Here is a 26,293-nt window from a genome sequence, read left to right as displayed (position 1 = left end):
CTCAAAGCTACGATGCCCGATCTGCGCGGGCGTCTGCTCGCGAACGAGTCCCTTGCGCCGCTGACATGGTTCCGCGTCGGTGGCCCCGCGCAGGTGCTGTTCACGCCGGCGGATGAGGATGACCTCGCTTACTTTCTGTCGAAGCTGCCGAGCGAGATCCCGGTCACCGTCGTCGGCGTCGGCTCCAATCTCATCGTGCGCGATGGCGGCATCGAAGGTGTCGTCATTCGCCTGAGCCCGCGCGGCTTCGGTGCAACATCAGCCGAAGGCGATATCGTCAGCGCGGGCACGGCCGCGCTCGACAAGCGCGTGGCGGAAACGGCGGCAGCAGCGAATGTCGGCGGGCTGGAATTCTATTTCGGCATTCCCGGATCGATCGGCGGCGCACTGCGGATGAATGCCGGCGCCAATGGCGACGAGACCAAGGATGTACTGATCGAGGCGACCGGCATCGGCCGCGATGGCACGAAGCACGTCTTCGACAATGCCGGCATGCAATTCGTCTATCGCAATTCCGGCGTCTCACCGTCGATCATCTTCACCTCGGCGAGATTTCGCGGAACGATTACAGAGCCGGCAGCCATTCGCGCGCGGATGGACGAGGTGCAGGCGCATCGCGAGACCGCGCAACCGATCCGTGAAAAGACCGGTGGCTCGACGTTCAAGAACCCGCCCGGTCACTCCGCCTGGAAGCTGGTCGATGCTGCAGGCTGCCGCGGCCTGCGCGTCGGCGGCGCGCAGGTGTCGGAGATGCACTGCAATTTCCTGATCAATACCGGTGATGCCACGGCGAGCGATATCGAAACGCTCGGCGAGACCGTGCGTGCACGCGTGCTGGCGCAGTCGGGCATCGACCTGCATTGGGAAATCAAGCGGATCGGCGTTGCGCCGTAGCACAATATGTCTGACGCGTTTCCTTGACGCGAACCGGCACCACTTCGCTCGGAAACGCTTTGGCTGCTATTTCGGCGGTGGCGGTAGTGCCGACGCAGGCCCGGCCTCGCTGATGCTCAGCAGATTTTCCAGTGGCGCAGGGGCGACGCGGAAGGCGCCGTCGAACGGATGTTCCTGCAGCGCGATAATGCCGAGCGCGACGATGGCGCCGCTGGCGAACACCGTGAGCGCCGCGAGCATGGCCCGCGGACGTTCCAAATGCACCAGCGCCAGCGCCAGTTGCGTGATCAGCCCGAGCAGCAGGACCGACGTCCATTTCAGATCGTTGGTGTGGTCGGTCGACAGGCTGAGCCGGTCGTTGCGCGCGGTCCCGGCGCGGATCGAGGCGCCCATCAGCGCCCCATGCACTGTGTTGCTGGCGTCGCGCGTGATGGCGGGATCGCTGATTTCGCGCAGCAGGCTGTCATAGGCCACATCGGTGCGCGGCGACTTCAGGCCGAGAAGCATTGCCGGCCATTCCTCCGTCACTTCCGATGTCACATAGGCCTTCAGCGCGGCGCGTATGTTGGACATGTCAGTGACCGATGCCACGCTCAGCGTATGGATGTTGCGTAGCTCGCCGGCCTCGATCTGAACGGCGCGGACGGCCTGGCGGTTGCGGTCGCCGACGTCGCTGGCAAGGAAGCCCGTGAGCAGGCCGAACAGGATGGCCACCGAGGAAAAGAAAGGCGCGACGATGCCGTGGATGGACCTCAGCCGCATCGACAGCAGCCGGCTGGAGGTCAGCCCCACGAGGATCAGTGCGACTCCGTAATAGATGGTGCCGAGCGTCGCGAAGATGCCGAAGGTAGAGAGTTCGAGCCAGGCTCTGATCATCAGGTCGCTTCCATGTCACCGCGGGGCGGGCTCGCAAAACCGCCTCCGACAAGGCATTATATGACTCGGCTAGCGTGATGCTATTGCCTTGTCGGCAAAGGCGCGATTCGCGGATGGGTTCGGAGACGACACGATGACGGAGCAGGCGAGACCTCAGCGGATCACCATCATGTTTGGTGGCCTGAACAAGGAGCGTCTGGTGTCGGTGGCCTCCGCACAGGCCCTGCACAGCGCGTTGCCCGATGCGGATCTGTGGTTCTGGGATGCCGACGACCGCGTCTACGAGACGTCGGGCACGGCGCTGCTCTCCCATGATCGTCCGTTCGAGGACCCGTTCAAGCCCGGTGGCAGCAGCATCGGCGTGCTGACGCAGGCGCTCGACAAGGCCCAAGCCGAGAACCGTGTGCTGGTGCTCGGCATGCATGGCGGCGCTGCGGAGAATGGCGAGCTGCAGGTGATGTGCGAAATGCGCGGCATCCCGTTCACCGGTTCCGGTTCGGCGTCATCCAATCTGTCCTTCGACAAGGTCGGCGCCAAGCGCTTCGCGGCCATCGCAGGTGTGCCCATCGCGGTAGGTGTCGCATTGAACGACATGGAAGCGGCGCTCGCCGAATACGGCAAGCTGATCGCGAAACCCGCGCGTGACGGATCGAGCTACGGCCTGATGTTCGTCAATGCGAAACAGGATCTCGTTGCCGTGCGCAACGCGGCCAAGACCGAAGACTACGTCATCGAGCCGTTCGTCGCCGGCGTCGAGGCGACCTGCGCCGTGCTCGAGCAGGCCGATGGCTCGCTGATCGCATTGCCGCCGATCGAGATCATTCCGGCCGACGGTGGTTTCGATTACGAGGCGAAGTATCTCGCCAAATCGACGCAGGAAATCTGCCCCGGGCGTTTCACGCCGGAGATTGCGGCAGCGATCATGGATTTCGCGGTCAAGGCGCACCGGGCGATGTCCTGCCGCGGCTATTCGCGGTCGGACTTCATCGTGTCGGCCAAAGGCCCAGTCTATCTGGAGACCAACACGCTTCCGGGCCTGACCAAAGCCTCGCTCTATCCCAAGGCGCTGAATGCCCAGGGGATCAGTTTCGTCGATTTCCTGAACGGGCAGATCGATCTGGCGGTGAAACGGGCAGGTGGCTAGCCAGCCAGTTATCTCACTCCGTCATGGCCGGGCTTGTCCCGGCCATCCACGCCTTACTTCGCTGCGAAGACGTGGATGCCCGGCACAAGGCCGGGCATGACGGAGTTTCAACCGCGAGCATTGCCGCAACCCGATCACCCGCGTTAATTCTCGCAACCCGGCGATGCCGGCCATGAAGCTGCCGCAGTTCCCTCGGGCAGGTCAGCCACACCTCGGCTAAAGTCTTCCACAGCCGCATCAAATCGCGCTCTGCGCCCATCCCCTTTACACTTTGTTTACCAGGAAGGCCGAAGGTTAACGCTGGCGGCGCGTGTTGCGCTTGGCTGCCGAGGCGTGAGCTTTGCGGGGATTCCGTGACGACGCGTATCGATGGAAAACCGGCCTTTTTCAAAGGCTTGAATCCATTCTGGCATGACCGAGACGTCACCCGTGTCATGGCCTGTGATTTGGCCCCGCGCCAATGCGGGCATAACCTGTGACGAGCTCGTGGTATGGATGGTGGAGGACGCCTCTCTCGGTCGGTGCGACCCTTGAGGCCCCAAGCTGATCTTAAAATGGCTGCCCTTGGGGCAGGCATTCTGCTGCGTGAGCAGCTGAGCCCGCTCGCCCGCTTCTGGGCCCGTTTTCGTGCCGCCAAGCCTGCCGTCCGCGAACAGAGCTCCAATCGCTTCATCGCAATGCTGGAGCGTTACGTGCCGCGCCGCGTCGGCATTGCGGCCACCGTGCTGATGCTGACGGGCAGCGTTGCGTTCGGCGTGGTCAAGGGTGGCCATGTCGATGAGGTCGTCGCCGCTTTCCAAGATACGCGCAATGCCGCGGCCAATGCCGCCGGCTTCCGCATTGCCTCCGTCATTCTCAACGGGCGCAAGCAGCTGACCCAGGACGAGATCCTGGCCATCGGCGGCGTCAATGGTCGCTCCTCGCTGTTCTTCCTCGATGCCGCGGCTGTTCGCGACAAGCTCAAGGCCAATCCGTGGATCGCCGACGCCAATGTGCTGAAGCTGTATCCGAATCGCCTGCAGATCGATGTCACCGAGCGCACGGCCTTTGCGCTGTGGCAGGAGGACGGTCGTCTCTCGGTGATCGCCGATGACGGTGCCGTTCTCGAAAACTACGTGTCGCGCCGCTTCATGTCGCTGCCGCTGGTGGTGGGCAAGGGCGCCGACAGCAACGCCAGGGATTTTCTCGCGCTGCTGGATCGCTACCCGCAGGTCCGCTCAGTCACCAAGGCTGCGATCTTTGTCGGTGAGCGCCGTTGGAATCTCCGCCTGAAGGATGGCCTCGACATCCGCCTCCCGGAAATCGACGTCGGCAACGCGCTGGCCATGCTCAGCAAGCTCGACAAGGAAGATCGCCTGTTCTCGCGTGACATCGTCGCCATCGACATGCGGCTATCGGATCGGCTGACCGTGCGGCTGTCAGAAGACGCCGCGAAGGCGCGCGAAGACCTGTTCAAGGCACAAGACAAGTCCAAGAAGAAGGCTGGCGCGGCATGACCGGTCTCGATCGCAACCAAGCGCCGAAAACGCGTCAGATGGCGGCCAATCGCACCGCGCTGGTGGCGTCGCTGGACGTCGGCACCAGCAAGATCGCGTGCATGATCGCGCGTCTGCGGCCATCTGCGCCGAACGAAGCTCTGCGCGGCCGCAGCCATGCGGTTGAACTGATCGGCTACAGCCAGATCCAGTCGCGCGGCGTGAAGTCCGGCGCGATCGTCGATATGGGCGAGGCCGAGCAGGCCGTCCGTCAGGCGGTGGCGCTGGCCGAACGTATGGCCAAGGTTCGCGTCGAATCCGTTTTGCTGTCGGTCTCGGCCGGTCGCCTGCAGGGCCAACTGATTGAAGCGTCAGCCGATATCAAGGGCGGCGCGGTCACGGCGTCCGATATCGCACGTGTCACTTCGACCGGCATGCGCCACGCAACGCCGCCGGGCCGCACGGTGCTCCATGCATTGCCGGTCGGTTATTCACTCGATGGCGTGAAGGGCATTCGCGATCCCAAGGGCATGGTAGCCTCGCAATTCGGCGTCGATATGAACGTCGTCACTGCGGACGCGACGGTCGCACGTAACCTGATGCTGGTCGTCGAGCGCTGCCATCTCAATGTCGAAGCCATGGCTGCGGCGCCTTACGTCGCAGGTCTCTCTGTTCTCACCGATGATGAGACCGATCTCGGCGCTGCCGTCGTCGAGATGGGCGCAGGTACGACAACGATCGCGACCTATTCCGGCGGACGCTTCGTGCATGCCTCGGGATTTGCGGTCGGCGGGCAACACATCACCATGGATCTTGCGCGCGGACTTGGTGCTTGCATCGCGGATGCCGAGCGAATCAAGACGTTATATGGCACGGTGCTGACGGGTGGCTCCGATGCGCGCGAACTCATGAACGTGCCGACGGCTGGTGATAACGATCGCGATTTTCCGCAGGTCGTATCCCGCGCCACGATCGCGAACATCGTGCGTCAGCGTGCCGAGGAGATTTTTGAGATGGTCAGGGACCGGCTGGCGGATTCGCCCTTCGCTGCAGAACCGCGCGCACGCGTGGTGCTGTCAGGCGGCGCGTCGCAGCTCACGGGCCTTGCCGAACTCGGCAGCCAGATCCTCGGACGGTCCGTTCGCATTGCACGACCACTCGGCTTCGGCCGGCTGCCCAATGAAGCCAAGAGCGCTTCGTTCGCGGTGCCGTCGGGCCTCTTGGTCTATCCGCAATTCGCTCATCTTGAACATGTCGAACCGCGGCATACGCGGCAGCTCAAGACAGGGACCAGTGACGGTTATTTCGGAAAGGTCGGACGATGGCTTCGAGAGGGCTTCTGATGAAATTTTTCCGGCCAGTGTTTTTTCCATCTCCGACGCCATCGGCCACCGGCCAATGGCATGACCACACAACGCGCGCGTAATCGAGAGGCAACCTCATGACCATCAATCTCAACGTTCCTGATATCAGCGAGCTGAAGCCCCGCATTACCGTGTTCGGTGTCGGTGGCGCTGGCGGCAACGCCGTCAACAACATGATCACCGCCGGTCTGCAGGGCGTCGATTTCGTCGTCGCCAACACCGATGCACAGGCGCTGACCATGTCGAAGGCCCAGCGCATCGTGCAGATGGGCACGCAGGTCACCCAGGGCCTCGGTGCTGGTTCGCAGCCCGACGTCGGCGCGGCCGCCGCGCAGGAAGTCATCGACGAAATCCGTGATCACCTGACCGGCGCCAATATGGTGTTCGTCACCGCCGGCATGGGCGGCGGCACCGGCACCGGTGCAGCTCCCGTCATCGCCAAGACCGCGCGCGACATGGGCATCCTCACCGTCGGCGTGATCACCAAGCCGTTCCACTTCGAAGGCCAGCGCCGCATGCGCACGGCCGAAGCCGGCATTGCCGAGCTGCACAAGGTGGTCGACACGCTGCTGATCATCCCGAACCAGAACCTGTTCCGGGTCGCCAACGAGAAGACCACCTTCGCCGACGCTTTCGCAATGGCCGACCAGGTGCTCTATTCGGGCGTCGCCTGCATCACCGACCTGATGGTCAAGGAAGGCCTCATCAACCTCGACTTCGCCGACGTGCGCGCAGTCATGAAGGAGATGGGCAAGGCGATGATGGGCACCGGCGAAGCTACCGGTGAGAAGCGCGCGCTGACCGCGGCGGAAGCTGCGATCGCCAACCCGCTGATCGACGATAGCTCGATGAAGGGCGCCCGCGGCCTGCTGATCTCGATCACCGGCGGCAAGGACCTGACCCTGTTCGAGGTCGACGAAGCCGCGACCCGTATCCGCGAAGAAGTCGATGCCGACGCCAACATCATTGTCGGCGCCACCTTCGACGAGAGCCTCGATGGCGTGATCCGCGTGTCGGTCGTCGCCACCGGCATCGAGCAGGCCATGCTGGCCCGCAATTCCTCGGCTCCGGTCACCACCGTGACCTCGGCCGTTGCTGCTCCTGCTGGCAACGGCGCTCCGGATGCCCGCCTGGCCGATCTGACCGCGCGTCTTCGCGCTGACAACCAGCGTCTCGCTGCCGCAGCGGCTGCCAAGTCTGCCGGCGCTCCGGCGCCTGCTGCTGCGCCCCGTGCGCCGGCGACCAGCCATGAGCGTGCCGCGCTCGCCGCCATCGCCGCTGCCGTGGCTCCGGAAGCCGCTGCGCCGCAGCAGTATGGCGACGTGATGGTACGTCCGATCGCGCAGAAGCCCTCGCTGTTCCCGGAAGCGCCGCGTCAGGAAGCCCCTGTCGAAGCGCCGATCCCCGAACAGTTCATTCCGCCATCGGCCGAACGTGCTCCGCTGCGCGCTCCGCGGATGCCGAAATTCGAAGAACTGCCGATGCCGGCCCAGAACGAGATCCGTCAGGCACGCGGCGAATCGGAAGAGGAACCGCAGAAGGCTCGTCTGTCGCTGCTGCAGCGTCTGGCCAATGTCGGTCTCGGCCGCCGCGACGAGGAAACGGAAGCGCCGGTCTCCGGTCGTCCGTCGGCCCCGCCGATGGCTCCGATGCCGCCGCTGCCCGAGCGTAAGCCACAGCGCAGCGTCGCCCAGCAGATGGGCAACGAGCCGCCGGTGTCCGAATACGCCCGCCGTCCGGCTCCGCAGGGCCTCGATTCGCACGGTCGCCCGGCACCTGTTGCGCCGGCGCCACAGGGCGACGACCATCTGGATATCCCGGCCTTCTTGCGCCGCCAGACCAGCTGACCTTTGTTACAATCGTGACGACGACAGAAGCCCCGGCTGTATCAGCCGGGGCTTTCGTTTGTTACAGCCGCCAAAAGGCGCAGGATTTCTTAACCTATTGATAGTAAGTCATTAATCTTTACCGACGCGCTCTGCCAAGGTTCGAAACAGACGTGGAACCGGCAGAAATATTGGTAAACCCCTGGCTTGATTGCGGCAAAGGTGGGGTAACAATCGGTAAAAAAGCGTGAGTTGGCGCACTTTGTGGCAGGGGTTAATGTGACTGCGACTCGGGGACTCAGGAGGCCGCAAGGTTCGACTGAGAGAGTCCCTCTCATGACGAGAGGCTACTTGGGTGGGTACCTTATGACTTTCAGCCGACAGACAACGCTTGGATCGCAAGCCACCGTTACCGGTGTCGGCGTCCATTCCGGAAAGCCTGTCAGTCTCACGCTTGGACCTGCGCCCGTCGATGCAGGTTATATTTTTGTTCGCACCGGTCTTGAAGGTGCTGATCGCGAAATCCAGGCCGACGCCAAATCCGTTATCGCCACCGAGTTTGCCACCGTGCTCGGCGATCGTGAAGGCCCAATCGTTTCCACCGCCGAACATGTTCTCGCTGCGCTGCGCGGCATGGGCATCGACAACGCCACCATCGAAGTCGATGGACCGGAAGTGCCGATCATGGACGGCTCCGCAGCCGCCTTCGTCGCCGCCATCGATCAGGCCGGCGTTGTGGAGCAGGGCGCCCGTCGCCGCTTCATTCAGGTTCTCAAACCCGTGCAGGTTGCCATCGGTGACTCGTTCGGCGAAATCCGCCCCCACGCTGCGGGCTTCCGCGCCGAAGTCGAAATCAGCTTCGCCAATCCGGTGATTGGCCGCCAGAGTTACGTGCTCGATCTCAATCCCGAATCCTTCCGCCGCGATATCGCCCGTGCACGTACCTTCGGTTGCATGAACGACGTGGCCCGCCTCTGGAGCGCCGGTTTCGCGCTCGGCGCATCCTTCGAGAATTCCGTCGTGTTCGACGATGACAAGCTGCTCAACACCGAAGGCCTGCGCTACAGCGATGAATGCGCCCGCCACAAGGTGCTGGACGCCGTCGGCGATCTGGCACTGGCCGGCCTGCCGATCCTCGGCGCCTACCGCTCCGTGCGCGGCGGCCACAAGCTCAACAATGCCGTGCTCCGCGCCCTGATGGCCGATCGGTCCGCCTGGAAGATCGTCGAAGCCGATGCCGTCCCTGTCCGCCGCGGCCGCGCCAGCGCCGATGTCACGTCGGGCATGCTTGGCGGCATGATCGCCCCGGCCTTCGGCCCGGACGTTTCCTAAGATCGGGCTTTCGGCCTCCTTCTACCTACTGCCGGTATTTTGCATTGCGCTTTTGCGCGAGCGCGGACCTTTGCGTGCATCGGGACATCCCCGGTAACCATAACCGCCTGTATCTCCACATCCTTCGCCTTAATCCGGGCGAAATGGCTCCGTATCCGGTTGGTTAACGGATGTCATTCGGGTAGATAGAGCACGCGGTCGCCAAGCGAAGCTGCGGGCGCATATCCGGTTGGTCCGTGATTGTGCGCGAACCGCGCAGGCACCGCATGAAGGCGTCAGGTCTCAGATATATGTCGGCACAGCGCATTACGCTCGAATCCAGTGGTTCACTGCTCGCCCGTTTCGGCCGCCAGGCGCGGTTCGCCGCGGGCCTCATCGTGCTGGCCGTGCCGCTGAGCGGCTGCGGTACCGGCGCGATCTGGGACAAGTTTGGCACCAAGGACGACACCTTCGTCGAGGAGCCCGCCGACAAGCTCTACAATGAGGGTTTGTACCTCATGAACCAGAACAAGGATCCGAAGGCCGCCGCGAAGAAATTCGAGGAAGTCGATCGTCAGCATCCGTATTCGGAATGGGCGCGCAAGTCGCTGCTGATGTCGGCCTATGCGGCTTACGAATCTGCCGACTACGACACCTGCATCGGCTCGGCGACACGCTATGTCACGCTGCATCCCGGCAGCCCGGATGCGGCCTATGCGCAGTATCTGATCGCCGCCTCGCATTACGACCAGATCCCGGACATCTCGCGCGACCAGGGCCGCACCGAAAAGGCGATGGCTGCGCTTGAGGAAGTGGTCCGCAAATATCCGACCTCGGAATATGCGACCTCGGCGAAGAAGAAGCTGGAAGGCGCACGCGACCAGATTGCCGGCAAGGAAATGGAAATCGGTCGCTACAATCTCGACAAGCGCAACTACACCGGCGCCATCAACCGCTTCAAGACGGTGGTGACGCAGTATCAGACCACGCGTCACGTCGAGGAGGCGCTGATGCGCCTGACCGAGGCCTATATGGCGATCGGCGTGGTCGGCGAGGCGCAGACGGCTGCCGCCGTGCTTGGCCACAACTTTCCTGACAGCAAGTGGTACAAAGACGCCTACAATCTTGTAAAGTCCGGCGGTCTCGAGCCGAGCGAGAACAAGGGGTCTTACCTGAGCAAGGCCTTCAAGAGATTTGGCCTCGGTTAGGAACTGACCTCCCATGCTGGCCCGTCTGTCGATCCGTGACATCGTCCTGATCGAACGGCTCGATATCGAGTTTTCCCGCGGTCTTGCAGTGCTGACCGGTGAAACCGGCGCCGGCAAATCCATTCTTCTCGATGCGTTTGCGCTGGCCCTTGGCGGCCGCGGCGATGCCGGTCTGGTGCGCCACGGCGTCGAGCAGGGCCAGGTGACAGCCGTGTTCGACCTGGCCAAGGGCCATCCGGCGCTGGCGATTCTCAAAGACAACGGCTTCGACGACGATTCCGGCGAGATGATTCTGCGCCGTGTGCAGCTCGCCGATGGCCGCACCCGTGCCTTCATCAACGATCAGGCGATCTCCGTGCAGACCATGAAGGCGGTCGGCGCAGCTTTGGTCGAGATCCATGGCCAGCACGATGAGCGCGCCCTTGTGGACGCCGCCACGCATCGCCGGCTGCTCGACGCCTTCGCCGGGCTGGAGAAGGACGTCACCGCGCTGGAGACGCTCTGGGACGCCCGCAAGACCGCCTATGCGGCGCTGGAGACCCATCGCGCCAATATGGAGCGCGCCGCCCGCGATGCCGATTATCTGCGCCACGCTGCCGATGAGCTGAAGAAGCTCAATCCGAAGGACGGCGAGGAGAGCAAGCTTGCGGAGCGCCGCACCGGCATGATGCAGGGCGAGAAGATCGCGGCCGACCTGCGCGAGGCGCAGGAGGCCGTGTCCGGCCATCATTCGCCGATCTCGTCACTGGCCGCCGCCGTGCGCCGGCTGGAGCGCCGCGCCGGTTCATCGCCGTCGCTGGTCGAGCCCGCGGTGAAAGCGATCGACGTCGCCATCAACGCGCTGGAAGAAGCCGACCAGCATCTCAGCGCCGCGCTCATCGCCGCCGATTTCGATCCTGCGGAACTTGAGCGCATCGAGGAACGGCTGTTCGCGCTGCGCGGCGCCGCGCGGAAATATTCGACACCGGTCGACGGGCTCGCCGCGCTGGCCGCGAAATACTTTGCCGATGTCGCCACCATCGATGCCGGCGCCGACCAGCTCAAGGGACTGGAGACCGCGGCGTCGGATGCCGACAGGAAATACAGCGCTGCGGCGACCAAGCTCTCGGCGTCGCGCGTCAAGTCCGCAGAGAAGCTCAACAAGGCGGTCATCGCCGAACTCGGGCCGCTCAAGCTGGAACGCGCCAAGTTCATCACCCAGGTCGATAGCGATGCGCAGGCGCCCGGCCCGCAGGGCATCGACCGCGTCGAATTCTGGGTCCAGACCAATCCTGGCACCCGCCCGGGCCCGATGATGAAGGTCGCCTCTGGCGGCGAACTCTCGCGCTTCCTGCTGGCGCTGAAGGTCGTGCTCTCCGACAAGGGCTCCGCGCCGACCTTGGTGTTCGACGAAATCGACACCGGTGTCGGCGGTGCGGTGGCCGACGCCATCGGCGCCCGTCTGGCGCGGCTCGCCGGCAAGGTCCAGGTGATGGCCGTCACCCATGCGCCGCAGGTCGCGGCTCGGGCCGACCAGCATCTGCTGATCTCCAAGGACGCCCTCGACAAGGGCAAGCGCGTGGCGACGCGCGTCAACACGCTGGCCGAGGATCACCGCCGCGAGGAAATCGCGCGGATGCTGGCGGGCGCGGAGATTACCGCCGAGGCGCGGGCCGCGGCGGAGCGGTTGCTCAAGGGCGCGGCTTGATTTGAACGTCATTCCGGGGCGCTCGCGCTTGCGAGCGAACCCGGAACCCGCGACGTGCGCCTTGTTTCACCATTGTACTCCGTCATGCCCGGCCTTGTGCCGGGCATCCACGTCTTTACAACAGCGCTTCAAGGCGTGGATGGCCGGGACAAGCCCGGCCATGACGAACATCGGTGACCGCGTATGGCAAAACCCGCAAAAATTCCCCCCGACATCTCCACGCTCACGAAGCCCAAAGCCAAGATCGAGCTGATGCGGCTGTCGCTGGAGATGGAATCTCACAACAAGCGCTACTATCAGGACGACGCACCGACGGTGTCGGATGCGGAGTATGACGCGCTGCGTCGCCGGGTCGAGGCGATCGAGGCGAAGTTTCCCGATCTCGTCACCGGCGCGTCGCCGACACAGACGGTCGGCGCAGCGCCCGCGCGCGGCTTTGCCAAGGTGCAGCATGTGGTGCCGATGCTGTCGCTGGGCAATGCGTTCAGCGATGAGGAAGTGACCGAGTTCGTCGAGCGGATCCAGCGCTTCCTCAAGCTCGATGAGATCCCGGCCATTGTCGCCGAGCCGAAGATCGATGGCCTGTCGCTGTCGCTGCGCTACGAGAATGGCGAACTGATCCGCGCCGCCACGCGGGGCGACGGATTCACCGGCGAGGACGTCACGGCCAATGTCCGCACCATCAAGGACATTCCAACGACGCTGAAGGGCAAGCACATCCCCGCCGCATGCGAGCTGCGCGGCGAGGTCTATATGCTCAAGAGCGACTTCCTCGCGCTCAACAAAAAACAGGAAGAGGCTGGCGACACCGTCTTTGCCAATCCCAGAAATTCCGCGGCCGGCTCGCTGCGCCAGAAGGACGTGGCGATCACGGCGTCACGTCCGCTGAAATTCTTCGCCTATGCCTGGGGCGAGATGTCGGACTATCCGATGGATCAGCCGACCCAGCATGCGATGATCGCGTGGCTGGACAAGGTCGGCTTCACCGTCAATCCCGAGATCACGCTGTGCAAGAGCGTTGATGACGCGCTCGCCTTCTATCGCCGCATCGGCGAGATCAGGGCCAAGCTCGGCTATGACATCGACGGTGTCGTCTACAAGGTCGACCGCATCGACTGGCAGGCGCGCCTCGGTTTCGCCGGCCGCGCGCCGCGCTGGGCCATCGCACATAAATTCGCCGCCGAGCAGGCGACGACGGTGCTGGAAAAGATCGACATCCAGGTCGGCCGCACCGGCGCGCTGACGCCGGTGGCGCGGCTGACGCCGATCACGGTGGGCGGTGTCGTGGTGTCGAATGCGACGCTGCACAATGCTGATTACATCAAAGGCATCGGCAATGACGGCCAGCCGCTGCGCGACGGCGTCGATATTCGCGAAGGCGACACGGTGATCGTGCAGCGCGCCGGCGACGTCATCCCGCAGGTCGTCAATGTCGTCCTCGACAAGCGCCCGAAGAGCGCAAAGTCGTATGAATTTCCCACCAAGTGTCCGGTCTGCGGCAGCCACGCCATCCGCGAGAATGACGAAGTCGTCACGCGCTGCACCGGCGCGCTGGTGTGTCCGGCGCAGGCGGTCGAGAAGCTCAAGCATTTCGTCTCGCGCCTCGCCTTCGATATCGACGGCCTCGGCGACAAGCAGATCCAGGAATTCTACGACGAGGGCATCATCATGCATCCCGTCGATATCTTCACGCTGGCCAAACGCGACGAGCGCGCCAACAAGAAACTGCGCGACCGCGAAGGCTATGGCGAGACGTCGGTGCGCAATCTCTTTGCGGCCATCGACGACCGCCGCAAGATCGAACTCAATCGCCTGATTTTTGCGCTCGGCATCCGCCATATCGGCGAAGGCAATGCCAAGCTGCTGGCGCGGCACTACGGTTCGTTCGCCGCGTTTCGCGAGGCGATGCTGGCCGCGGCTGCGGGGCAGGGGACTGAAGAGAATACGTCCGAAGCCTATTCCGACCTCAACGCCATCGACGGCGTCGGTGAAATCGTCGCAGACGCGGTCGTCGAGTTCTTTGCCGAGAAACGTAACGTGAAGGCGCTCGACGAATTGCTCGGCGAGATCGAGGTACTCGACGTCGCACAGGCCAAGACCGATACGCCGGTGGCCGGCAAGACCGTGGTTTTCACGGGCTCACTGACCAAGTTCACGCGCGACGAGGCGAAGGCGGGTGCCGAGCGTCTTGGGGCGAAGGTGGCCGGTTCGGTGTCGAAGAAGACCGACTACGTGGTGGCCGGCGAGGATGCCGGCTCGAAGCTCACCAAGGCGCGCGATCTCGGCGTTGCAGTGCTCACGGAAGATGAGTGGCTGGCGCTGATCGGGGGGTAGGGGCGGTCGCACGCTGGCATTTCCCGGTGCGCCTCGCTCCACGCTCGTCATTCCGGGGCGCAAAGGACCGCGAAGCGGGCCGGCGCGAACCCGGAATCTCGGAGTGTTCAGCGCAAAACTTGTCGGGATTCCGGGCTCGGTCCCTGCGCCTGCGGCGCCGGTTCCGCCCCGGAATGACAAGCTTGGGGCCGGGACTCGCGCCATACATTTTTTCCTATCTCCCGTTGACAGCATCCCTATCAGGTTTATATTCTCCTATGTCCTGCCCCATCGAGAGGGGCGATCGCGATCGTCACGTTCGCGGGGTGGGATGCGGTGGACGCCGGAGATGCGGCGTCGCGCGGTTCATGGGTGACGTCTGTCTTCGGGCAGGACGGATCTGCGCCAGCACTGCCACTGGCAAGGAAACGGCCGGCCTTGAGATGGAAAGATCCCTGGACAGTGTGACGGACGACCAAGTCAAAACGCGTCCGGCTTACTCGCTTGAGGCTCCCTGTCCCTCCGCCGTGGGACCATCATTTTGGTGATCGGACCGTTCGCCAAGGCAAAGTGCAAGCAGGCTGAAAAAACACCGTATGCGGAACGTCGGGCACTCGCTCGGCGCCTCCGAAAGTCCTGATGCACTCACACTTGCGGAAGACCGCATCGCATCAGGCCCAAGGGTGCAACGGGCACCCGGCGTTCCGCACGCCCTCTCACAAGGGGGCGGGAATGCAAGCGACGACGGCGCCCCCGCGCCGCAAACAATGGGGGCGATGACGCATGTTTGCAGCACCGTGGCTGTTTGAAATTCGAATAGGCAACGACGCGCAGCCGTCATCGCATACTCAGCCGTCATGCGCGGGCTTGTCCCGCGTATCCACGTCTTGGCCGCAAAAAGAGGAAGACGTGGATGGCCGGGACAAGCCCGGCCATGACGTGGGGGAAAGGTCTGAGATCATCGCGAAGTTCGCTTCGCGCCGTCCGGCCATAACGTCGAGAGAAAAGGCGCCTACAACAACCCGCTCTCTTCGCCTTCGGCCTGCTCGATCAGTTCTTCCGTCACCACGGTCTTGCGGCGGGGGACCAGGAAGATCATCGCGGCTGCGCAGCCGCAGGACAGCACGACGAGCGCGATGTTGAGCGGCACCGGCGTTGCGAAATGGCCGCCGAGCCAGGCGCCGAATTGCGAGCACAGCGAGCCCAATCCCATCTGCAGGAAGCCCATCATGCCGGATGCCGTGCCCGCGGCCTGCGGACGAATGCTGAGGGCGCCGGCAGCGCCGTTCGACATCACGAAGGCATTGCCGAACATCACGACCATATGGGTGAGGAACAGCCAGGCCGGATTCTGGTTCAGGCCGGTGAGACCCCAGACCACATTGAGCATGGCGCCGCCGAATTGCAGCGCGAGGCCAAACCAGATCAGTTGTTCGATGGTCCGGCGCGGCGCGAAGCGCACGCAACACAGATTGCCGACGAGGTAAGCGAGGCCGGAGGTCGCGAACCATGCGCCATATTCGGCGGATGTCCGGCCCATCTGCGTGACGACCACATAGGGGCCGCCGCCGGCAAAGGTGAAGATGATCCAGGAGGCCACGACATAACACAGGAGATAGCCGATGAAGGTCCGGCTGCGCAGCAGCACTCGCGAGTCGGCGATAAAGCCACCGCCGCCGCTGTCGCTGGCAGCACGCCGTCGTGTCTCCGGCAGAAAAAATGCGATCGCGAGCGTCACAATCAGCGAAGACGCGGTGACCACATAGAAGATCGCGCGCCAGCCGAAGCCGGTTTCCAAGAGACCGCCGGCGAGGGGGCTCAGCATCTGCGCGATCATCATCACCGCGATCACGAGGCTGATCATTGCGCCGACGCGTTCGCGCGGATAAAGGTCGCGGATGATGGCGCGGCTCATCACCATGCCCGTTGCGCCGCCGAGCGCCTGAAAGAACCGCGCGGCGATGAGTTGCGGCAGCGAGATGGCGAAGCTCGAGCCGATGCCGGCGATCACCATCAGCCCGAGGCCCGCAAGCAGCACTGGCCTTCGGCCGAACTTGTCCGACAGCGGCCCCATGATCAGCTGTGAGAAAGCGAGCCCGACCATGTAGAGCGACACCGTCATCTGCGCGATCGAGATGTCGGCGCCGAAAGTGCGGGCGAGTTCGGGCAGCGCCGGCACCAGCATATAGAGCGAGATCGGCGCGATGCCGGTCATCACCACCAGCAACAGCAGCATCACCCGCGATTTGGAGAGATCGACGGCGTCGACTTTTGGAAAAGGCGGGCTGTAATTCACGTGGGATTGGTCTCTTCGTTTATGTTCGTCATTGCGAGGAGCCCTTGCGACGAAGCAATCCAGTCTTGTGGCCTCTGGATTTCCGCGTCGCTTCGCTAAGGGGAAAGCTGCAAGCTTTCCCTGACCTCGCAATGACGGTTTTCATTGCGGCTGCGTCAGCGGCTCGGTCGCCGCTTCCAGCCAGACACGCGTCGCTTCATCATCGAGCAGCGGCATCACCTCGCGGCGGACGCGGGCGTGATAGTCGTTGATCCATTTGAGTTCGCGCTTGCTGATGCGATGCGCATTGATCAGCCGGCGGTCGATCGGCGCCAGTGTCAGCGTCTCGAATGCATTCATCGGCTGCTCGGCGCCCTCGATATGGGCTTCGACAACCAGTTCGAGATTCTCGATGCGAATGCCGAAGGCGTCGGTCTTGTAGTAGCCGGGCTCATTGGAGAGGATCATGCCGCGCTTGAGCGGCGTGGTGCCGAGCTTGGAGATCCGCGCCGGGCCTTCATGCACAGACAGATAGCTACCGACGCCGTGTCCGGTGCCGTGGGCGAAATCGAGGCCGGCATGCCAGAGGAACTGGCGCGCCAGCGTATCGAGCTGCGCGCCCGTCGTGCCATCGGGAAACGCAGCGCGCGCAATGGCGATATGGCCGCGCAGCACGCGCGTAAAACGATCGCGCATCTCGTCGGTCGGCTCGCCGATGGCGATGGTGCGGGTAACGTCGGTGGTGCCGTCTTCATATTGCGCGCCGGAATCGATCAGCAGGAGATCGCCCAGCGCGATACGGCGATTGGTCTTGCGGGTGACGCGGTAATGCACGATGGCGCCGTTCGGGCCGGTGCCGGCGATGGTCGGAAACGAGACATCTTTCAGCGCGCCGGTCTGGCGACGGAATGTCTCCAGCGCCTCGACGGTGTCGATCTCGGTGAGCTTGCCCTTCGGCGCCTCGCGGTCGATCCAGGCGAGAAAGCGCGCCAGTGCCACAGCATCGCGGCGATGCGCGGTCTGTGTGCCCTTGACCTCGACCGGGTTCTTCACGGCCTTGAGCAGCGCGACGGGATCATTGCCGCGCACGGGCTTGCCGCCAGCGGCTGTGATCAAGCGGCTCAGCGCATCGGCGGCGGTGGCATTGTCGAGCGCAATGGACGCGCCGGAGGCAGCGAGCTCTGCGAGCGCCGCAGTCAGTGCACCCGGCTCCTGCACATCGGCGGAGACCTCCAGATGGTTGCGCGTGCTGTTGGAGAGCTTGCGATGATCGATGAAGATCTGCGGGCGGCCGTGTTTCGGCACCAGCGCATAGGACAGCGGAAGCGGCGTATGCGAGACGTCGGCACCGCGGATATTGAAGGCCCAGGCGACCGCATGGGAATCCGACAGCACCAGCGCATCGACGCGCAGGCGCTCCATCTCGCCGCGGATCTGGGCGAGCTTGTCGGCTTCGGAAACGCCGGCATAGTTGAGTGGGTGAATCGATACCGCGCCGAGCGGCGGCGCCGGGCGCTCGGCCCACACCGAATCGAGCGGATTGCTGTCAACTGCCACCAGTTCGGCACCAGCCTTGGCGCAGGCGGCCGCCAGCCGTTCGGCTGCCGCAGAAGTGTGCAGCCATGGATCAAATCCGAGGCGATCTTCGGGCTTCAGGTGGTCGGCGAGCCAGGTTTCCGGCGGCGGCTCGACCAGCGACTGGATGCTCCACGCATTCACATCAACTTGTTTGGCCGCCTGCAGCGTATAGCGGCCGTCGACAAACACCGCGGCTTCCTGCAGCAGTACGATCGCCATGCCGGCCGATCCGGTGAAGCCGGTGAGCCAGGCCAGCCGCTCGTCGGAGGGCGGTACATATTCGTTCTGCTGCTGATCGGCGCGGGGAATCACGAAGCCTGCCAGTTTCCGGCGCAGCAATTCCTCGCGAAATGCGGCCAGCCGCGCAGTCAGCGCCACGCCGCTTTCGGGCTCTTCGAACGTCTGGAAATGGGCTTCGAACATCGCGGGATCATCCTATGGGTGCGCTGTCAGGCCTGCAATCGAGGGGCAGGGTTGCGCAGATTTGGCACAAGTTATGCTTGAAATCTGATGGTTGTGTTCAACCGGATGGAACAACGTCCCCCGGCTTGTGTTGTCGGTGCGATGCTTGGCCATTCAGAGTGTCTCAACTCAACGAAGAGGGGATACACAATGCCTGCTTTTACGTTCGAGAAAATTTCGCCACCCGCCACGCTTGGCCATTCCCAGCCTACCCAGGTGCAGTCCACCCAGACGCCGCCCAATCAGCCACATCAACGCAGCGGCATCATCCAGATTCTGGGCCGTTTCGTCGAAGCCCGCGTGACGCGGGTCGAGCGGCTGGAAAATGCAACGCTCCGTCGCCGCGACGTGCCGCCCCCGAAGTAGCAAACTCCGCCGTCAGCTTTAGCCAGATCGCCCGTCGTTATTCCGGAGTTCGGAAAATGACGAATGGCGTATCAGCCTGTTCGCTGCATAAGAAGGCTGCTCCAACCTTCGATGATTTGATGCTTGCGGAGCACCAGCCCGCGGGCGCGATACGCGGCGATCACGCTCATCGCCTGATGCGGCAAAAGCCCGGACAGGATCACCATTCCATTACGCGTGAGATGCCGGCTCATGTCGGTCGACATCGCGCGGAGTGGATTGGCGAGGATGTTTGCGAGGATCAGATCGAACGGCGCCCGATCGCCGAAAGCCGGCGAGGAAAAGCCCGTTGCGCAAACAGTATCGACGAGATTACCGACGCCGTTGAGCCGCATATTCTCGCGCGCCACCTTCACAGACATCGGGTCGATATCGGTCGCCAGCACGCGGCGCTTGGTGGCCTTCGCGGCAGCGATGGCCAGCACGCCGGTGCCGGTGCCGAGATCGAGCATGCGTTTCGGCGCCTTCGCACGCAGCACATAATCCAGATAGATGAGGCAGCCGCGCGTGGTGCCGTGATGGCCGGTGCCAAAAGCCAACGCCGCTTCGATCTCGATGCCCAGTTGATTGGGGCGCACCTTGTCGCGGTCGTGCTGGCCGTGAACGATGAAGCGGCCGGCCCGCACGGGAACGAGGCCTTCGAGACTCTCCTTGACCCAGTCCTTGGCCTCGATGCTGTCGAACACGATGCTTGCCGCCACGGTGTCGTCCGAGGCGAGGCTGACGAGGTCGCGGATCGACGCCTCGTCCGGCGGATCGGCGAAATGGACAGTGACGTCCCAGCGGCCCTCGGGGCTCTCGAATGCAGCAATCGCGGCCTGGCCTTCCTCGAAACTCTCGGTGAGGAGATCGACGATGCGCTTGGCGCTGAATTCGTCGCCGACAGCAAAGGTGGCGCGGCTGGTTCCTTGGGGCGTGGTCATCGCGGGTCCGGGTGGCGTTGTAAACAGGGTCTGCACAGCTGAGGCGCGCTTGGTACAGGGTTTATACCGGCGGGGATACAGGGGCGATACAGCGGCTGCGCACAGGGTTGTAAGCCGATTATACCGCCGTCCTCCCGAGCTTCCGCCCAGGCTTATTCAGGGATCATCCACCGCCTGTTCACAGGCTTATCCACAGGATGTCCTCAGCCGAACAGCGCCCGGTGGTCCCTGAGGATCGCCTTGGCCGCATTGTGACCGGGCGCGCCCGTCACGCCGCCGCCGGGATGTGCGCCGGAGCCGCAATGATAGAGGCCCTTCAGCGGTCCGCGGTAATCCGCATGGCCGAGCATCGGGCGGGCCGAGAACAACTGGTTCAGGCTGAGCGCGCCGTGAAAGATGTCGCCGCCGAGCAGGCCGAAGTCGCGCTCCAGATCGAGCGGCGATAGTGCCTGTCGGCCGATAACGCTGGCGGCAAAGCCGGGTGCGTAGTCGTCCACCGTCTTGATCATCAGATCGGCGACCTCGTTCCGATGGTCATCCCACGATGCGCCGTTCGGGAGTGTAGGCGCAACATGCTGGCAAAAGAGACTGGCGACGTGCTGGCCCGGTGGGCTGAGGCTGTCATCAAGAGTGGAGGGGATCAGCACTTCGACAATCGGCTGGCGGCTCCAGCCGTGTTGCTTCGCATCGAGCCAGGCGCGATCCATGTAGGCGAGACTCGGCGCGATGATAATGCCGGCAGAGAGATGATCGCCGTTACCGGGCAGCGCGGTGAACGAGGGAAGGGCGTTCAGCGCGACATTCATCCGGAATGTGCCGGAGCCATTGCGCCAGTTGCGGATGCGATCGAGGAATGGCTTGGGCAGCGCATCCGCTGGCATCAGCCGCGTATACAGCAGCTTCGGATTGACGTTGGAGGCGACATATTTCGCGCGGATACTCTCCCCATTGTCGAGGATGACGCCGACGACCTTGTCGTTCTCCACGAGCACTTCGCGGACGCCGTTGTCGAGTTCGATCTGCACGCCGTGCGAGCGCGCCGCGGCGGCCATGGCCTGCGTGATCGCGCCCATGCCGCCGATGGCGTGGCCCCAGACACCTTTCTTGCCGTTCACCTCGCCAAAGGCGTGGTGCAGCATCACGTAAGCCGAGCCGGCGGCATAGGGGCTCGCATAGTTGCCGACCACGGCGTCGAAGCCGAACAATGCCTTCACCAGATCATGCTCGAAAACGTCGTCAAGCATCTCGCCGGCGGAGCAGGTGAACAGATCGAGCAATACGCGCTGCTGTTCGATGGTCAGTGCGTTGAGAATCCTGGCGGTGCCGAGCGCATTGATGGCTTCGCTGATCGCGCCGAGACCGAAACCTTGCACGACGTTCGGCGGTGAACGCAGCACGAAATCCCTGAGCACGTCGGCAATGACTTCGAGCTCATGCGAGAACGCGCCGATCCGTTCGGCATCGCGCGCGTTGAGCTTGGCAACCGACTGTTGCGTGCGGCCTTCGCCGGTGAGGAGATAGCTGCCGTCCGGCGCTGGGATGAAATTCTGCGCCTTGCGCTCGACGATCCGCAGGCCGTGTTCGGCAAGCTTCAGATCGGAGGCGATCTGTGGGTTGAGCAGGCTGACAGTGTAGGCCGCGACCGAATTGCGGAAGCCGGGATGAAACTCCTGCGTCACCGCGGCGCCGCCAACTACCGAACGTCGTTCGACCACCTTCACGCGCAACCCGCTCATGGCGAGATAGGCCGCGCAAGTGAGGCCATTATGGCCGGCGCCGATGATCAAAACGTCGGTGTCTGACATGTCCGCTTCAAAAAGCCTGCTAGGGGCCCTCTTTATCGAAGAGGCGCGCGCGCGGCACAAGGCCGCCCATCACGATTGTGGTTCCATAGTTAGCGCGCATTGCCCGAAACGGTGCCATATGCTCCATTCCCGCCCGCCGGTTACCGGCCGGATTCTCGCTTTTCTGCCGCACAATATGCTGGAGCCTTCATGAGTTCGTCGCAGCCCGTCGCCGCCCCAAACTCGGCCTCCCGCAATCGGCTTCTTCTGGTGGTTTACACCGCGGCAATCTTCACCAGCGCACTCCTGTTATTCTCGGTGCAGCCCCTGTTCACCAAAATGGTGCTGCCGCGGCTTGGCGGTTCGCCGGCGGTGTGGTCGGTGGCGATGGTGTTCTTCCAGTCGCTGCTGCTCGGTGGCTATGCCTATGCGCATTATCTGATGCAGCTGCGCAGCCGGCTGGTACCGGTCGTCATTCATCTCCTGTTGCTGGTTGTTGCGCTGCTGACGCTGCCGCTGTCCATCGCATCGGGCTGGGGCACGCCGCCGGAGAGTGGCTATGCGTTCTGGCTGCTCGGCCTGTTCGCGGTGTCGATCGGTCTGCCGTTCTTCGCGCTTGCTGCGAACAATCCGCTGCTGCAGGCCTGGTTCGTGCGCACCGGTCATCCCAACGGCCACGATCCATATTTCCTCTATGCGTCGTCGAATATCGGGAGCTTTCTCGCGCTGCTGACCTATCCGGTGCTGCTGGAGCCGATGTTTTCGCTGCGCACGCAGAACCTGATCTGGACGTCCGGCTATGGCCTGCTGATCCTGCTGATCGCCGGCTGCGGCGTGTTGCTGCTGAAGTCGCCGCCGGTTGCTGTCGCTGCACCGGGTGCTGATGCCATCGACGCGCCGGCGCCGAGCTGGGCGCTGCGTGCACGCTGGATTTTCCTTGCCGCTGTCCCATCCGGCTTGCTGATCGCGGTCACCGCGCATATCTCGACCGACGTTGCAGCCGCGCCGCTGCTCTGGGTGTTGCCGCTGTCGCTGTATCTGCTGACCTGGGTGCTGGTGTTCCAGTCGCGGCCGCTGCTGCCGCATGCGTGGATTCTCATGCTGCAGCCGCTGGCGATTGCCGGCGTCATCGTGTTGCTCGCGGTGGGTGGGGAACAGAATCTTCTGCTCACGCTCGGCGGTCATCTGCTGGCCTTCTTCATCATCGCCATGGCCTGCCACGGTGAACTGGCCCGGCAGCGTCCGGCGGCGCGGTATCTCACGGGCTACTACGTCGCGCTGTCGTTCGGCGGCATGGTCGGTGGTCTGTTTGCCGGCCTCATCGCGCCGTTCACATTCTCATGGATCGCCGAATATCCGATCCTGATTGCATTTGCCGTGCTGTGTCGGCCGTCTTTGCCGGAGCGCTATTCCGGCTGGGCGCGCTGGTACTGGATCGCGCTCGTGGTTGCCGCAATCGCATTGATCGTGCCGAGCTACACGACCGGGAAGCTGTTCACGTGGATCGATACCCAACGCGTCTATGTCGTCAGCGTCGTTGCCGTCCTCGGCATGATCGTTGCGATCCTGCTGCGGGCCGACCGGCTCAAGCTCGTGGCGATCACTGTTCTTGCGCTGGCGCTGATTCGTTTCTACCCGGCGGACGATGGTCGGGTCGAAACCGTGCGTAGTTTCTTCGGCGTGCACAAGATCGTGGTGACGCCGAACAACCAGTATCACGTGCTGATGCATGGCACGACGATCCATGGCGCCGAGAAATATCTCAACGACGATGGCACGCCGGTGACCGGCCGGCCGGAGCCGATCTCCTATTATTACAAGGACGGCGGCATCGGGCAGGCGATCACGGCGGTGCGCGCCCGCAAGGGGGCACCGCTGCGCGTGGCGGTGATCGGGCTCGGCTCGGGCTCGCTGACCTGTGCGTCAGCGCCGGGTGAGGACTGGAAGTTTTTCGAGATCGACCAGTCGATGGTCGATACCGCCAAGGATCCGAAATATTTCAGCTACATCCAGAAGTGCGAGCCGGACGTCAAGCCGGTGATCGGCGATGCGCGGCTGACCTTCGCGAAGGAGCCTGACGGAGTCTACGATCTCATCATCGTCGATGCCTATTCGTCGGATGCGATCCCGATCCATCTGGCGACCGAGGAGGCGATGGAGATCTACAAGGAAAAGCTCGCCCCGCAGGGCGCCGTCGTCATGCATGTGTCGAACCGGCATCTCGAACTCGCCAGTGTCGTGGTCGGCATCGCCGATGCCAATGACATGAAGAGTTGGGTCTATTCGGAGGATTCCGGCCGCGACAACGAATATATCTTCTCGACCAACGTGGTCATCTCGGCCCATGACGCCGCCGATGTCGGCTCCATCGCGACGTCATCGCAATGGGCCCTGACTGAGGCGAACGACGATCAGCGGGTCTGGACCGACGATTACTCCAACGTGCTCGGCGCCGTGTGGCGCCGGCTACGGGACGGAGACAACTAAAGCGTTTTCAAGCGAGGCGGACGTCGGTTCGCGTCAACAAAACGCGTCACACATGTTCGCTCAGTAATCGCCGAAGAAGCCGCGTGGCTGATACGGCCGCGGCGCGTAGGCCTGCGGTGGAGACTGCCGGCTGTAATAGCCACGATTGGCGTAATACTGCTGGGTCTCGGCTTCCGTCATGCGGCGATAGCCGGGAGGAGCCGGATAACGCTGACCGTCATTGCCATCGGCCGGATAGATGTAACGATCATCATCGGCCGCCTGTACCTGACGCGCAACGCGGCGGTTCGGTGCCACGACCTGCGGCGTGAGATCCATGGGATTGCCGGCGGCGTCATAGGACGGTGAGGCAGGAGCGATATCACGGCGGGCGACGGCGGACGGCTTCGCCGGGCGCGGATTGCGGGCGAGCGCGACCTGCGAGGAGCCCGTCAGCGTGACGGTGGCGTTAAGCACCCCGTCAGCCTTGACCATGGCGAACAAGGTCGCGGCGTTCTCGCGCGACAGCCGGACGCAGCCGTGGGAGGCCGGCGAGCCCAAGCGGTTCACGGAATCGGTGCCGTGGATGGCGTGGCCCTTCTTGGTGAAGAAGATGGCATGGGGCATTGGCGCGTCGTCGAATTCTTTGGAGAAGTGATCCTCCTCCATGCGGAATGTCTGGAAGCTGCCATTCGGGGTCTCATAGGACGGGATGCCTGACGACACCGGCCAGCGATATTTCTCAACGCCGTCCTGCACGACGGTCAGCTGCTGGGCATCCTTGTCGACGGTAATGGCAATCTTGGCCTGCGCAGTGCTGGTGGCGGCGAAAACGGCGAGACCCGCAAGGGTCATATAAAACGAACGCATCTTACCTTGGCCTCCGGGCCGTAACCTGTTGTACCGCCTACCGTCCCGCACCCAATATGCATATCGGGCGGCCCGCGTGCCAGTGACAGTTTCGTGCATCCTTAATGTTGGGCTAGGCGGCACCAAGGCGGCGACCGGGCCGAAAGAGGGCTCGGCCCGACCCGTGGATGCGCGATAGGAAGCTTCTCATGGAGGCAGATGGAACCGGTTCCTAGGTCACGCGTTGCCCTCCCACAATTGCAAGCGGCGAATTCTCGCCGCTCAGAGGGAAGCTCCAGATGACCGTTAAGACCGCTGTATTGCCGATCAGTTCGTCGATGAAGACCCGCCTGGCGTTCGCCGCGGGCGTGCTGGCTCTGGTCGCCATGCCGCATTTTGCGCAGGCGCAGGGCGTATTCAGGGGTGGTGAGCAGGGTGCCAACCAAGGTTACCGTGACGGCAATCGCGCCGCCGGACCGGTCGGCGGTGTGGTCGGTGGCGCAGTTGGCCTTGGCGTCGGCGCGGCCGTGGGCGGCGTCAAGGGCGTGCTCGGTATTCCCGAGGGTCGACGGACACAGTGCCGCGGCTATTACAACCGCCATGGCAAATTCCGCTGCTATCGCTAAGCGGATATTGATTTGAAATGAAAATGGCCCGGTTCAAACCGGGCCATTTTTGTTATCAGCGATTTCAGTTTTTCAGTTTGTAGCCGGTCTTGAAAATCCACCAGACGACCAACATGCAGATCACCAGGAACATGCAGGTGACGCCGATGCTCCAGCCGACGCTGACGTCGGAGATCTCGTAGAAGCTCCAGCGGAAGCCGCTGATCAGATACACGACCGGATTGAGTAGCGTGACGGTCCGCCAGCCCGACGGCAGCATACTGACGGAGTAGAAGCTTCCGCCCAGGAAGGTTAGCGGCGTCACCACCAGCAGCGGGATCGCCTGCAGTTTCTCGAAACCATCGGCCCAGATGCCGATGATGAAGCCGAACAGGCTGAATGTGACGGCCGTGAGCACGAGGAAGGTCAGCATCCACCACGGGTGCAGAATGTGCAGCGGCACGAACAGTCCGGCAGTGGCCAGAATGATCAGGCCCAGCAGGATCGACTTGGTCGCGGCGGCGCCGACATAGCCAAGCACAACTTCCACATAGGACACCGGCGCCGACAGCAATTCATAGATCGTGCCGGTGAATTTGGGGAAGTAGATGCCGAAGGAGGCGTTGGAAATGCTCTGCGTGAGTACTGACAACATCACCAGGCCAGGCACGATGAAGGTACCGTAGCTGACGCCCTCGATGGAGGTGATGCGCGAGCCGATCGCGGCGCCGAACACCACGAAATACAGCGACGTGGAGATCACCGGCGAGACAATGCTCTGCAGCACGGTGCGCCAGGTGCGCGCCATTTCGAACAGATAGATGGCGCGGACAGCTCTGAAGTTCATG

General features: G+C 63.3%; 19 protein-coding genes. 12 read left to right on the top strand and 7 right to left on the bottom strand.

Translation table 11 applies throughout. The features are described 5' to 3' along the window. The first annotated feature begins 12 nt into the window (after positions 1-12). Positions 13-894 (top strand): UDP-N-acetylmuramate dehydrogenase, encoded by an 882-nt coding sequence (murB, locus tag AB8A38_RS09825; RefSeq protein ID WP_439088486.1) that lies wholly within the window; start codon positions 13-15, stop codon positions 892-894. Between the two features lie 66 nt (positions 895-960). Here the strand turns inward: murB and AB8A38_RS09820 are convergent, their stop codons facing one another. Beyond that, entirely contained in the window at positions 961-1,770 is an 810-nt protein-coding gene (locus tag AB8A38_RS09820; protein WP_175367176.1) for a DUF4239 domain-containing protein, read from the bottom strand. Between the two features lie 133 nt (positions 1,771-1,903). Here AB8A38_RS09820 and AB8A38_RS09815 point away from each other — a divergent pair, with 133 nt between their 5' ends. The 8 genes from AB8A38_RS09815 (at position 1,904) to ligA (ending at position 14,119) form a co-directional block, all read left to right on the top strand. Then, positions 1,904-2,914, top strand: a complete 1,011-nt coding sequence (locus AB8A38_RS09815; protein WP_439085838.1) for a D-alanine--D-alanine ligase family protein — start codon at positions 1,904-1,906, stop codon at positions 2,912-2,914. A gap of 491 nt (positions 2,915-3,405) precedes the next feature. Further along, positions 3,406-4,410 (top strand): cell division protein FtsQ/DivIB, encoded by a 1,005-nt coding sequence (locus tag AB8A38_RS09810; protein ID WP_439085837.1) that lies wholly within the window; start codon positions 3,406-3,408, stop codon positions 4,408-4,410. Then, positions 4,407-5,732, top strand: a complete 1,326-nt coding sequence (gene ftsA, locus AB8A38_RS09805; RefSeq protein ID WP_068734085.1) for a cell division protein FtsA — start codon at positions 4,407-4,409, stop codon at positions 5,730-5,732. Before AB8A38_RS09810 ends, ftsA begins: the two co-directional genes overlap by 4 nt. A 98-nt stretch (positions 5,733-5,830) precedes the next feature. Beyond that, entirely contained in the window at positions 5,831-7,600 is a 1,770-nt protein-coding gene (gene ftsZ, locus AB8A38_RS09800) for a cell division protein FtsZ (protein WP_068734083.1), read from the top strand. Positions 7,601-7,945: 345 nt separating this feature from the next. Then, positions 7,946-8,911, top strand: a complete 966-nt coding sequence (lpxC, locus tag AB8A38_RS09795; RefSeq protein ID WP_315841334.1) for a UDP-3-O-acyl-N-acetylglucosamine deacetylase — start codon at positions 7,946-7,948, stop codon at positions 8,909-8,911. A 290-nt stretch (positions 8,912-9,201) separates the two neighbouring features. Then, positions 9,202-10,098: an outer membrane protein assembly factor BamD gene (locus AB8A38_RS09790; RefSeq protein WP_439088485.1), complete on the top strand. Its 897-nt coding sequence runs from the start codon at positions 9,202-9,204 to the stop codon at positions 10,096-10,098. Between the two features lie 13 nt (positions 10,099-10,111). Then, entirely contained in the window at positions 10,112-11,785 is a 1,674-nt protein-coding gene (recN, locus tag AB8A38_RS09785) for a DNA repair protein RecN (RefSeq protein WP_439085836.1), read from the top strand. A 183-nt stretch (positions 11,786-11,968) separates the two neighbouring features. Beyond that, on the top strand, positions 11,969-14,119 hold the full coding sequence (gene ligA, locus AB8A38_RS09780; RefSeq protein WP_439085835.1) for an NAD-dependent DNA ligase LigA: 2,151 nt from the start codon (positions 11,969-11,971) through the stop codon (positions 14,117-14,119). A gap of 991 nt (positions 14,120-15,110) precedes the next feature. Here the strand turns inward: ligA and AB8A38_RS09775 are convergent. After that, positions 15,111-16,334 carry a multidrug effflux MFS transporter gene (locus AB8A38_RS09775; RefSeq protein ID WP_439088484.1) on the bottom strand — a complete coding sequence of 408 codons (1,224 nt, stop codon included), beginning with the start codon at positions 16,332-16,334 and terminating at the stop codon, positions 15,111-15,113. Positions 16,335-16,535: 201 nt separating this feature from the next. Then, positions 16,536-18,374, bottom strand: a complete 1,839-nt coding sequence (locus tag AB8A38_RS09770; protein ID WP_439085834.1) for an aminopeptidase P family protein — start codon at positions 18,372-18,374, stop codon at positions 16,536-16,538. 189 nt (positions 18,375-18,563) lie between these two features. Between AB8A38_RS09770 and AB8A38_RS09765 the strand changes: the two genes are divergently transcribed. Beyond that, positions 18,564-18,779 (top strand): hypothetical protein, encoded by a 216-nt coding sequence (locus tag AB8A38_RS09765; RefSeq protein ID WP_439085833.1) that lies wholly within the window; start codon positions 18,564-18,566, stop codon positions 18,777-18,779. A 71-nt stretch (positions 18,780-18,850) separates the two neighbouring features. Here AB8A38_RS09765 and AB8A38_RS09760 read toward each other — a convergent pair whose 3' ends face one another. After that, the gene (locus AB8A38_RS09760) at positions 18,851-19,741 is read right to left on the bottom strand and encodes a 50S ribosomal protein L11 methyltransferase (protein WP_439085832.1); all 891 of its coding nucleotides are present in this window, start codon (positions 19,739-19,741) and stop codon (positions 18,851-18,853) included. Positions 19,742-19,944: 203 nt separating this feature from the next. Then, entirely contained in the window at positions 19,945-21,546 is a 1,602-nt protein-coding gene (locus tag AB8A38_RS09755) for a phytoene desaturase family protein (protein WP_315841339.1), read from the bottom strand. Positions 21,547-21,735: 189 nt separating this feature from the next. Here AB8A38_RS09755 and AB8A38_RS09750 point away from each other — a divergent pair, with 189 nt between their 5' ends. Continuing rightward, positions 21,736-24,012: a spermidine synthase gene (locus tag AB8A38_RS09750; RefSeq protein WP_315841340.1), complete on the top strand. Its 2,277-nt coding sequence runs from the start codon at positions 21,736-21,738 to the stop codon at positions 24,010-24,012. 60 nt (positions 24,013-24,072) lie between these two features. Here AB8A38_RS09750 and AB8A38_RS09745 read toward each other — a convergent pair whose 3' ends face one another. Continuing rightward, positions 24,073-24,861: a L,D-transpeptidase gene (locus AB8A38_RS09745; protein WP_315841341.1), complete on the bottom strand. Its 789-nt coding sequence runs from the start codon at positions 24,859-24,861 to the stop codon at positions 24,073-24,075. A 278-nt stretch (positions 24,862-25,139) separates the two neighbouring features. Here AB8A38_RS09745 and AB8A38_RS09740 point away from each other — a divergent pair, with 278 nt between their 5' ends. Then, on the top strand, positions 25,140-25,466 hold the full coding sequence (locus tag AB8A38_RS09740; RefSeq protein ID WP_089268246.1) for a hypothetical protein: 327 nt from the start codon (positions 25,140-25,142) through the stop codon (positions 25,464-25,466). 64 nt (positions 25,467-25,530) lie between these two features. Here AB8A38_RS09740 and AB8A38_RS09735 read toward each other — a convergent pair whose 3' ends face one another. Next, positions 25,531-26,292 (bottom strand): ABC transporter permease, encoded by a 762-nt coding sequence (locus AB8A38_RS09735; protein WP_093760486.1) that lies wholly within the window; start codon positions 26,290-26,292, stop codon positions 25,531-25,533. Between the last annotated feature and the right edge of the window lies 1 nt (position 26,293).

Source organism: Tardiphaga sp. 839_C3_N1_4 (assembly GCF_051811045.1).
Lineage (GTDB): Bacteria > Pseudomonadota > Alphaproteobacteria > Rhizobiales > Xanthobacteraceae > Tardiphaga.
The sequence above is the reverse complement of the archived record's forward strand: the minus strand, read 5'-3'. Positions and strand labels throughout refer to the sequence as shown.

Excerpts from the sequence above, each read along its gene's own strand:
- AB8A38_RS09820 (WP_175367176.1), bottom strand. The coding sequence starts at position 1,770 with ATGATCAGAGCCTGGCTCGAACTCTCTACCTTCGGCATCTTCGCGACG.
- recN (WP_439085836.1), top strand. The coding sequence starts at position 10,112 with ATGCTGGCCCGTCTGTCGATCCGTGACATCGTCCTGATCGAACGGCTC.
- ftsZ (WP_068734083.1), top strand. The coding sequence starts at position 5,831 with ATGACCATCAATCTCAACGTTCCTGATATCAGCGAGCTGAAGCCCCGC.
- AB8A38_RS09740 (WP_089268246.1), top strand. The coding sequence starts at position 25,140 with ATGACCGTTAAGACCGCTGTATTGCCGATCAGTTCGTCGATGAAGACC.
- AB8A38_RS09775 (WP_439088484.1), bottom strand. The coding sequence starts at position 16,334 with ATGCTGCTGTTGCTGGTGGTGATGACCGGCATCGCGCCGATCTCGCTC.
- ligA (WP_439085835.1), top strand. The coding sequence starts at position 11,969 with ATGGCAAAACCCGCAAAAATTCCCCCCGACATCTCCACGCTCACGAAG.
- AB8A38_RS09815 (WP_439085838.1), top strand. The coding sequence starts at position 1,904 with ATGACGGAGCAGGCGAGACCTCAGCGGATCACCATCATGTTTGGTGGC.
- AB8A38_RS09810 (WP_439085837.1), top strand. The coding sequence starts at position 3,406 with ATGGATGGTGGAGGACGCCTCTCTCGGTCGGTGCGACCCTTGAGGCCC.
- AB8A38_RS09760 (WP_439085832.1), bottom strand. The coding sequence starts at position 19,741 with ATGACCACGCCCCAAGGAACCAGCCGCGCCACCTTTGCTGTCGGCGAC.
- AB8A38_RS09770 (WP_439085834.1), bottom strand. The coding sequence starts at position 18,374 with ATGTTCGAAGCCCATTTCCAGACGTTCGAAGAGCCCGAAAGCGGCGTG.
- AB8A38_RS09750 (WP_315841340.1), top strand. The coding sequence starts at position 21,736 with ATGAGTTCGTCGCAGCCCGTCGCCGCCCCAAACTCGGCCTCCCGCAAT.
- AB8A38_RS09790 (WP_439088485.1), top strand. The coding sequence starts at position 9,202 with ATGTCGGCACAGCGCATTACGCTCGAATCCAGTGGTTCACTGCTCGCC.
- lpxC (WP_315841334.1), top strand. The coding sequence starts at position 7,946 with ATGACTTTCAGCCGACAGACAACGCTTGGATCGCAAGCCACCGTTACC.
- AB8A38_RS09745 (WP_315841341.1), bottom strand. The coding sequence starts at position 24,861 with ATGCGTTCGTTTTATATGACCCTTGCGGGTCTCGCCGTTTTCGCCGCC.
- AB8A38_RS09765 (WP_439085833.1), top strand. The coding sequence starts at position 18,564 with ATGCCTGCTTTTACGTTCGAGAAAATTTCGCCACCCGCCACGCTTGGC.
- murB (WP_439088486.1), top strand. The coding sequence starts at position 13 with ATGCCCGATCTGCGCGGGCGTCTGCTCGCGAACGAGTCCCTTGCGCCG.
- AB8A38_RS09755 (WP_315841339.1), bottom strand. The coding sequence starts at position 21,546 with ATGTCAGACACCGACGTTTTGATCATCGGCGCCGGCCATAATGGCCTC.
- ftsA (WP_068734085.1), top strand. The coding sequence starts at position 4,407 with ATGACCGGTCTCGATCGCAACCAAGCGCCGAAAACGCGTCAGATGGCG.
- AB8A38_RS09735 (WP_093760486.1), bottom strand. The coding sequence starts at position 26,292 with ATGAACTTCAGAGCTGTCCGCGCCATCTATCTGTTCGAAATGGCGCGC.